We start from the raw sequence: 8,582 nt of genomic DNA on the forward strand, positions 1-8,582 counted from the left end.
GCCCCGCAAGTAGACCTGCCCCCACCGACGCTGGTCGTTCCTCGCGAACGGCTCGAAAACCTCCGCCGCGAAGTCCTCCAACTCACCACGCACAGACGCAATCTCGTCCGGAGTCACACGTCTTCAACGACACACCGAACCCACAGGACACGTACCACCAAAACGAACCTGACCAAGCCCTATTAGGACGAGAGGCCGACGCTGTTACGGTCCCCCGGCCGAGGCGGAGACGGACCCCCGCGCGCCAGGATGATCTCCATGCGTATCGGAATTCTCGGAACAGGCAATGTGGGACGGACCCTCGCCGCAGCGTGGCTGGGCGCGGGACACGACGTCGTCCTCGGGTCACGGCGCCCCGGGGACGAAGAGCTCCTGACGGGGCTCAGGGAACTTCTTCAGGCGGGGTTACGGGTCGACGACCCCGCAGGGACCGCCGCGCACGCGGAGGTCCTCGCGAACGCGCCCCCTGGCACGGCTTCCGTCGCGCTGCTGGAATCGATCGGGGCCCCGGCGCTCGCCGGGAAGGTCCTCCTCGACGTCGCGGTCGGCTTCCTGGAGGACGAGTCACTCTCGCACCAGGTCGTCAGCCTCGGTGAGGAGATCCAGCGAGCGTTCCCGGAGACCGTGTCGTGAAGACCCTCTGCACGATCGACCGTGAGGTGATGGTCGCACCGGACTCCCTGGAGGGCCCTAGCACCGTCTTCCTCTCCGGCGAGGACACGGAGGCCAAGCGGGTCGTCAGCGGCCTCGTGGGTGATCTGGGCTGGCCTGCCGAGTCGCCGCTCGACCTGGGCGGCATCGTCACCGCGCGGGGCCAGGAGCACTTCGCCCTGCTCTTCGTCGGGATCGCCCTGTCGACCGGCGACTTCCGGTTCAACATCCGGTTCGTGCCGCGCGCGACGGACGGGGCCGGCGCCGGGGCGTAGAACACGCCGGGGCGTGGTCGCCGGCGCGTGGGCCACGCCGGGGAGTGGGCGTGGGCCACGCCGGGGAGTCGTCGCCGGGGCATGGGCCACGCCGGGGAGTCGTCGCCGGGGCATGGGCCACACCCCGGTCGGCGGCCCCCGCTCCCGGTGGGTCAGTCCGCCCCGGCGTCCGTCAGGGCGGACGTGATCGCCGGCCAGTCCGGGACAGTCGGCTCGTACGACTCCTTCGCCGTGGCGACGTCCTTGTAGCCGCTGGACGTCACCACGCACACCACGGGGCCGTCGGTCTCGCGCGGCCCATGGGCCCGCAGCCCGGCCAGGCCGGCCGCGGCCGAGGTCTCACACCACAACCCCTGGGACGCCAACTCCACCCGGGCCGCGACCATCTGATCATCCGTCACCGTGCGGGCCGCTCCCCCGGTCGCCCGGACGGCGACGACACCGCGATAGCTGTTGACCTCGCAGTCGATGGCGTACGCGAGGGTGGGCCCGACGGGGACGCGGGCGGCGGGCCGGCCGGTGCGCAGGGCCTCGGTGAGCGCGCCGGCCGCGGCGGGCTCGGTCGCGTACATCCGGGGGACGGAGTCGGTCACGCCGAGCCGGGCGAGCTCCTGGAATCCCTTGGCGACACCGAAGAGCAACTCCCCGTAGCCCGTGGGGAGATGAACCGCCGCAGGCGCCCGCCCGAGGTCGAGGGCGATCTCGTAGGCGAGGGTCTTGTACCCCTCGGGCCCGAACGGGTGCCCGGTGTGCGCGGTGTCCGTGACGCTGCTGACGGCCTGGAAGCCGAGTTCGTCCACGATCCGGCGCATCAAGGGCCGGACCGACTCGTACGGGACGGTCAGGACCGTCGCCCCGTAGGCGCGGAGGTGGGAGGCCACCGCGGGCGGGGCGTACGGGGAGGTGAAGACGGCGCAGGGCAGGCCGGCGCGGGCCGCGTAGGCGGCGGCCGCCGCGCCGTGGTTGCCGGAGGAGGAGACGACGATCCCGCGCGCGCCCGAGGCGACGGCGGCGCTGACGGCGACCCGGTTGAGACGGTCCTTGTGGCTCCAGGTCGGGTTGCGGGACTCGTCCTTCGCCCAGACGCCGTCGGCGAGCTCGACCATCGGGGTGTTGCCCTCGCCGAGGCCGGGCGCGGCGAGCGGCGGAAGCAACGGGGCCCACCTGTCGAGGCCGTGGGCGGCCGGGCGCGTGAACAGGTCGGCAGGAACCTCGTCGTAGGCGTAGTCGATGTCGAGGGGGTACGCGACCTCGTCGGTCGAGGTGACCGGGCAGCCCACGGTAAGCGGCGGCCAGAGGGGGTGGCGTACGGAGGGGTCGGCGAGCGAGCGCTGGGCGGTGGCGAGCGAGCGCTGCGCCATGTCGGGCGGGGTCACGCAGTGGCCTTTCGGGGAGCGGCGGCGGGTCCGGGTGGGATGGCGGGCCGGTTCAGACCATGCGGCGGCGGAGTGCCGCCAGGGCGCCCGGGCGGCGGCCGGGGACCCGCTGGCGCAGCGCGACGAGCGCGGGGCCGAGGGCGCCGGCTCTGGTGCGGTCGGCGATCTGCTCCCACTGGTGGTGGGCCCGGTCGACCGCCGCCTCGACGTCGGGGTCGTCCGCCGACTGACGCAGGGCGAGCCTTGACTCGGCGGCGGCCAGCCACAGTTCGCAGCTGCGGGCCGGTTCACCGGCGAGGCGGGCCAGGTCGGCCCGCACCTCCGTCCAGTGCAGGGCCTCGGCGGACCTGGGCCCGTGGTGGCGCAGGGCCTCGCTCTCCCAGGCGGCCGCCACCGCGGCCGCCTCGCCGTGCCGTCCGGCCATCGCGGCGGCGAGGATCGCGGGATGCGGATCCTCGACGGCGACCGGCACGGGTGCGGCAGGCACGGGAGCGACGGCCGGGGCAGGGGCGGCGGGCGCCAGGAGGAGCGCCTCAGGTGCGGTCGCGCGGGAAGCCGCCCGTACGGCGGCCTCGGCGTGCATCGCGGGGAGCGGCGGCCGGGCGCCGGCGCGCCAGAGTTCCGCCCAGGCGCGGAGGTAGTCGGGGGTCGTGGGCTCGCCCCGGCGCGGAGCCGGGGTCACCCGTCCGTACACGAGCGTTCCGGGGCCCGGGTGCAGCAGGTCCGGGGCCGAGGCGAGGCGCTCCCAGACGTCCGGGTCCGCCGCGAGGTCGGCGACGACGGTCGTGGTGCCGGGCGGCCGTCCGGCGAGCTCACCGGCGAGCCAGTGCCAGGGCAGTGCGGTGTAGCGCAGGGTCGCCGAGGTGGTGCGGGCGAGGGCGAGATGGGGCAGGTGCTGGCGCTTGTCGAGATGAAGCTGGCCCGCGAGGAAGACGACGAGGGGGCCGGGACTCGCCGCCGCCGCGCGCAGGCGGGTGAGGACGGTCTGGGGGTCGAGCGGGTCGGCGAGTTCGACGACGGTGGCCGTGGCGGTGCCGGTGAGGACGGCGGGCGGCACGGCGGCGAGGACCGGCAGCACGGAAGCGGCGTCCATGGCGCGGCCCCGACCGGCGGGCGCGGCCGCGAGCAACACCGCCGTACCCGCGTGCCCCGCACCCGCGTGCGCCGTACCCGTCGGACCTGTGCCCGTCACGGCCGTACTCGTCACGCGCATGCCCTCCGTGCCTGTGCCCGCCACTCCCGCTGACCCGACTGCCCCGACCACTCCCGCTGCTCCGACCGCGCCGGCCGCTCCCGTGGCCGTCCGCTCGCCCTTGTCCGCACCGCCGCCCGCACGTATGTCCCCACCCGGAGCCGCTCGGGTCCGCACGTCGGCCCACGTGCTCGTACGCGCGCTCGCTCCCCGCACCCGCGTACCTGCCGAGTACGCGCCCAACGTGCCGTTTCCGTCGTCGATCACCACCCCCGCACCGTAACGCGTCGCGACCTGTCCGATAATCGCCGGGCCTTTGACATATGCCACGAGCACCACCGGATCGAGTGTTGCCAAATCCCTTACGAGCTGTCCCGGGCTGTGCAACAGTCGTATGCGGGGCCTACTTTTCCCACCTGGCCGCGCCGCGCCTGTATCGGAGTACGACATGCCGTCCCATCTGTTCGCGGACCGTCCCGCCCAGCCGCCGGAGCCGGGCGCTGTGGACGCGCTGATCTCGCAGACCCGTCGCCTGCGCGGCGAGGTGGACGCCGTCCGCCGGGACGCCGTGGCCCACGACGACGACCCCCAACAGCGGTGGCAGCGCGCTCTGTGCGACCTCGCGGTGCACCAACTCGACGACCTCGGAGCCCACTTGGGGCAGCTCCGGGTCGGCTCTCCGGAAGGCGGCGCCCCCGGAACCGCGACCGAGCTCGCGGGCGGTACCGAAGCCGAGCCCGACACCGCCCTCCACGCGCCCCTCCCCGCCGAACCCGCCCCCGGCACCGCCTACGGCGAGCCCGCCCCGGCTCGCACCGGCTCCCTCCTCTCCCGCGTCGGCAGCGCCGAGTGGAACCTCCTGACCGACGAGGTGAGTTGGTCCGAGGAGCTGTTCCAGATCTTCGGCCGCCCCCGCGAGAGCGGCCCCATGTCGCTGGACGAGATGCCCTCCGTGGTCTTCGCCGAGGACCAGTTCGTCCTCCAGGGCATGGTGACGGACTGTCTGATCGACGGGAAGCCGATCGACGGCGAGTTCCGGATCGTCCGGACGGACGGCCGCGTGCGCACTGTGCACATGACCGGCGAGCCCGTCCTCGACGCCGACGGCTGCACCGCCTCCATGTGGGCCGTTTTACGAGACGTCAGCGAGCTGCGACGCAGCCAGCGGGCGGTCCGCGAGACCCGGGAAGACCTGGAGCGCAGCCGCCAGATCGAGCGCACGGAACGACGCGTCGCCGTCGAGCTCCAGGAAGCGGTACTCCCGCCGTGGCGCGGCTCGCTCCGCTTCGCCCACGACGGCCCCGCCCCGCTCGACGTGGCGGCCCACTACCTGCCGGCCGCCAGTACCGGCCTCATCGGCGGCGACTGGTACGACGCGCTGGCCCTGCCGGACGGCGACGCGCTGCTGAGCGTCGGCGACCTCACGGGCCACGGTGTCGCGGCGACCTCCTCCATGGCCATGCTCCTCGGCGCGCTGCGCGGCATGGCCGTGGCCGGGATCCGGCCGGGCGCCCTGATGGGACATCTCAACCAGCTCCTGGAGACCTCCGTACAGCCCGCGCTGGGCAGTGCGATGTGCTGCCGATACGACCCGGCCGCCCAGACCCTGGCCTGGGCGCAGGCCGGCCACCCCGCCCCGCTGCTCTTCCGCGACGGAACGGGGCGCACCCTCCGGCGGCCCGAGGGCGTGCTGCTCGGGGCGACGACCGGTGGCAGATACGGCGAGACCGAGACCCAGCTCTTCCCCGGCGACCTGCTGGTGCTGCACACGGACGGACTGACCCGCGGCAGCGGAGCGCAGGACGACACGGGCACACGACGACTGCTCGCCCTCGGCCCCCGGCTCATCGGAGCGCGGGACGCGCAGGAATGCGTGCGCGCGGTGGTCGAGGAGTTCGGCGAGGAGCCGCGGGAGGACGACGCCTGCGTGATGGTGGTGCGGGTCGGCCGCTGAGGGAGGCAAGCTCGCCGAGGGGCCCGGAACCCGGAGGGATTCGGGTCGTCGGCGTGGCCAGGGCCCGCCCCATGAGTTCAGCCCGTCCAGCGCGTTCAGCCCGTCCGACCCGTTCTGCCCGGGTGAGGTCGGGCCTGCCGCGTCCCGGCCGTATCCGCCCCCGCGAGGGGGCATCAGGGTTCCCGTGACGTGAGGGGCTCAGACCTGGCCGGTTCTCGGCCGGTTGACCGGCGACTTGGGCAGGGCGAGCGCGATCTCCTCACGCAGGTCCTCGATCTTCGAGTAGCCCGCGTACTGCCCGGTGAGCCGGTACATCTCCCGCAGCCGGTGCCAGGTCCGGTGCGAGGACGTCTCCCCCATGGAGACCAGGGCGAGCCGGGCGTACCGGTCGGCCTGCTCCGGGTCGTCCGCGATGAAGCAGGCCGAGGCCATCGAGATGAAGTCGAAGAGCTTCGAGCGGTTGTGCCCGTGCTTGCGCAGTTCCAGGGCGAGCCTGGCATGCCGCTGGGCGGGGATCGCGGCGGAGGCGTCGTGATCGGCGAGGGTCCGGTAGGCGAGGGCCTGCATGCCGTGCATGTCGGCCTCGTCGAAGTTCTGCATCCAGCTCGGCGGTTCCACGTCCGCCCGGTCGGAGACGAAGAGCTCCTCCGCCTCACCCAGCGTCCGCTTCATGGCCTGCCCGCGTCCCAGGGAGGCCTGTGCCCATGCCTCGATGGTGTGCAGCATGGCCTGCGTCCGCGGCAGCATCTGCTCGCCCGCGCCGGCCTTGGCCAGCTTCATCAGGTCGAGGGCGTCGTCGGGCCGGCCCAGGTGCACCATCTGTCGCGCGGCCCGGGACAGGGCCTCGCCGGCCCGTGGACGGTCGCCGCCCTCGCGGGCCGCGTGCGCGGCGATGACGAAGTACTTCTGCGCGGTCGGTTCGAGGCCGACGTCGTGGGACATCCAGCCCGCCAGGACGGCGAGGTTGGCGGCGACGCCCCACAGGCGCCGCTGGAGGTGGTCGGCGTGGCGGTAGGCGAGCATGCCGCCCACCTCGTTGAGCTGGCCCACGACGGCCTTGCGCTGGAGGCCGCCGCCACGGGAGGCGTCCCAGGCGCGGAACACGTTCACCGAGTACTCCAGTGCCTCGATCTCCTCCGACCCGACGGGGGCGGCCTCGTAACGGTCGAACCCGGCGGGGTCGGCGTGGAGGGGATCGGTGGCGCGCTGGGCGGTGGCCTTGCGTGCGGGGTCGGTCTGCAGCCAGTCGTACATGCTGCTGCTGAGTGCGGAGCCGGCGACGAGTGCCGCCCCCGCGCCCACCAGGCCGCGTCGGTTGAGCATGAGGTCCATTCCCGTGAATTCGGTGAGGACCGCAGCCGTACGATCGGGTGGCCAGGGCAGGTTGTCAGGGTTTTCGTCGCTCCTGACGGCCTGCCGCTTTCCGGCGCGCCCGTGTCGTTCGAACCCGAGGTCCTCGATGGTCACGACACGGCCGAGACGCTCGGTGAACAGTGCTGCCAGCACCCGGGGGACGGGATCGCGCGGGGTCTCGCCCCGGTCGATCCAGCGCCGTACCCGCGAGGTGTCGGTCGCCAGCTGGGGGTGGCCCATGGCCGCCGCCTGCCGGTTGACGAGTCTCGCGAGTTCGCCCTTGGACCAGCCCGCCAGGCCGAACAGGTCTGACAGGCGGGTGTTGGTTTGTCCGGTCACGTCAAGCCCCCAGGTTCTCGGCTGAGTTGACAGTAACCCCCTGTCATAGGGCTGGCGACTATTCGCCAGGGTTCGCCAGGGTGCGCCCGATGTTCCGCCACCCGCGCCCGGGTGTCAGGTAGGAACGCGCCACCCCGCCCCGCCGACCGGCCCTCATTCCCCAGGGTGCGGACCCGGGGGCGGGCGGGGCGACGCACGCAACTCGTCGGACCACGAAGGGATCTGTCACCTCCATGTACACAGCATCGTCCTCCGTGTCCGCCCCGCCCCGGCCGCAGCACCGCATCGTCCCGGCCGGTGCCGGGCCGTACCTCGCCCCCGCGCCGCAGGCCGTGCGGCCCCGGCGCTGGACGGGCGGCACCGGCACCCAGCCGGTGAGCGGAAGAATCGACCTGTCCGGCCCTCAGGGGGCGCAGCTGAAGATGGCGATCGCCTCGGTGCACCGCATCTGCCCGGAGTTCAACCCGGTCCAGGTGCTGCGCCGCAGCGGCCGCTCCGTCCTGATCGTCGGGATGACCGGGCGGACCACGGCGGTCGCGAAGTGTTTACTGGACCACTCCCCCGCGTGGGTCGAGCGGTTCCGTCACGAGATAGCTTCCTACCGCTCCTTCGTCCGTCACCGCCCGCCGGTGCGGGCGCCCCGGCTCATCGCCGCGGACCCGGAGAACTGCACGCTGGTGATCGAGCGCATGCCCGGACGGGCGGCGGCGCTCTCGCGCCACCCCGTCGAGGCGCCGCCGCGCGCCGACGTACGGGCCGCGCTCGGGGCGGTCGCCCGGCTCAACGCCTGGCGGCCGCCGGCCGGGACCTTCGACGCCCCGCTCGACTACGGGACGCGGATCGCGCGCTACCACGAGCTCGGTCTCTTCACGGACCGGGACCGGGACGACCTGCAGAAGCTGCTGCACGGTCTGGCGCACGCGGGCGGGCGGCAGGGCATGGGGCAGTTCTGCCACGGTGACGCCCTGCTCTCCAACATCCTGCTCTCCCCCGCCGGTCCCGTCCTCGTCGACTGGGAGCACGCGGGCTGGTACCTGCCCGGCTACGACCTGGCGACCCTGTGGGCGGTGCTCGGTGACGCGCCGCTGGCCCGGCGCCAGATCAGTCAGCTCGCCCAGCAGGCGGGCCCGGCCTCCCGGGACGCCTTCCTGGTGAACCTGATGATCGTACTGACGCGGGAGATCCGTACCTACGAGACGGCTGTGCAGCGCACCATCAAGGAGGCTCCGCCGGCGGGAACGGTCCCGGTGCCCTCCGGTGCCCTCTCCGCCGGTGAGGAGCAGCGGCTGCTGCTGAGGCGGCTGCACGACGACTGCGCCATGGCACGGCGGGCCGTGCGCGCGGCGGTCGGAACGCGCTGAAGGCGCGGGTCCGGCCGGCCACACGGGGGTGGCGCCGTGCGCCCGGTGCCGACACACCGGGACACGTGCGCAGGCCGGCGG

General features: G+C 73.6%; 5 protein-coding genes and 1 pseudogene. 3 read left to right on the top strand and 3 right to left on the bottom strand.

The annotated features are described in order from the left end of the window. Positions 1 to 258 precede the first annotated feature (258 nt). Positions 259 to 926: pseudogene (locus tag ACWFR1_RS39640) on the top strand (NADPH-dependent F420 reductase). A 152-nt stretch (positions 927 to 1,078) separates the two neighbouring features. On the opposite strand, the gene ACWFR1_RS39645 reads toward ACWFR1_RS39640, so the two are convergent. Both ACWFR1_RS39645 and ACWFR1_RS39650 read right to left on the bottom strand, forming a co-directional pair. Continuing rightward, on the bottom strand, positions 1,079 to 2,302 hold the full coding sequence (locus tag ACWFR1_RS39645) for a threonine synthase (RefSeq protein WP_453560810.1): 1,224 nt from the start codon (positions 2,300 to 2,302) through the stop codon (positions 1,079 to 1,081). 52 nt (positions 2,303 to 2,354) lie between these two features. Next, complete coding sequence (locus ACWFR1_RS39650; RefSeq protein ID WP_453560813.1) at positions 2,355 to 3,515, bottom strand: hypothetical protein; 1,161 nt, start codon at positions 3,513 to 3,515, stop codon at positions 2,355 to 2,357. Between the two features lie 427 nt (positions 3,516 to 3,942). Here ACWFR1_RS39650 and ACWFR1_RS39655 point away from each other — a divergent pair, with 427 nt between their 5' ends. Continuing rightward, positions 3,943 to 5,448: a PP2C family protein-serine/threonine phosphatase gene (locus ACWFR1_RS39655; RefSeq protein WP_453560815.1), complete on the top strand. Its 1,506-nt coding sequence runs from the start codon at positions 3,943 to 3,945 to the stop codon at positions 5,446 to 5,448. A 198-nt stretch (positions 5,449 to 5,646) separates the two neighbouring features. Here ACWFR1_RS39655 and ACWFR1_RS39660 read toward each other — a convergent pair whose 3' ends face one another. After that, the gene (locus ACWFR1_RS39660) at positions 5,647 to 7,140 is read right to left on the bottom strand and encodes a DNA-binding protein NsdB (RefSeq protein WP_453560818.1); all 1,494 of its coding nucleotides are present in this window, start codon (positions 7,138 to 7,140) and stop codon (positions 5,647 to 5,649) included. Between the two features lie 233 nt (positions 7,141 to 7,373). Between ACWFR1_RS39660 and ACWFR1_RS39665 the strand changes: the two genes are divergently transcribed. Continuing rightward, positions 7,374 to 8,501 (top strand): aminoglycoside phosphotransferase family protein, encoded by a 1,128-nt coding sequence (locus ACWFR1_RS39665; protein ID WP_453560821.1) that lies wholly within the window; start codon positions 7,374 to 7,376, stop codon positions 8,499 to 8,501. The last annotated feature ends 81 nt before the right edge of the window (positions 8,502 to 8,582 follow it).

The sequence above is a fragment of the Streptomyces sp. NPDC055103 genome (genome assembly GCF_053607625.1).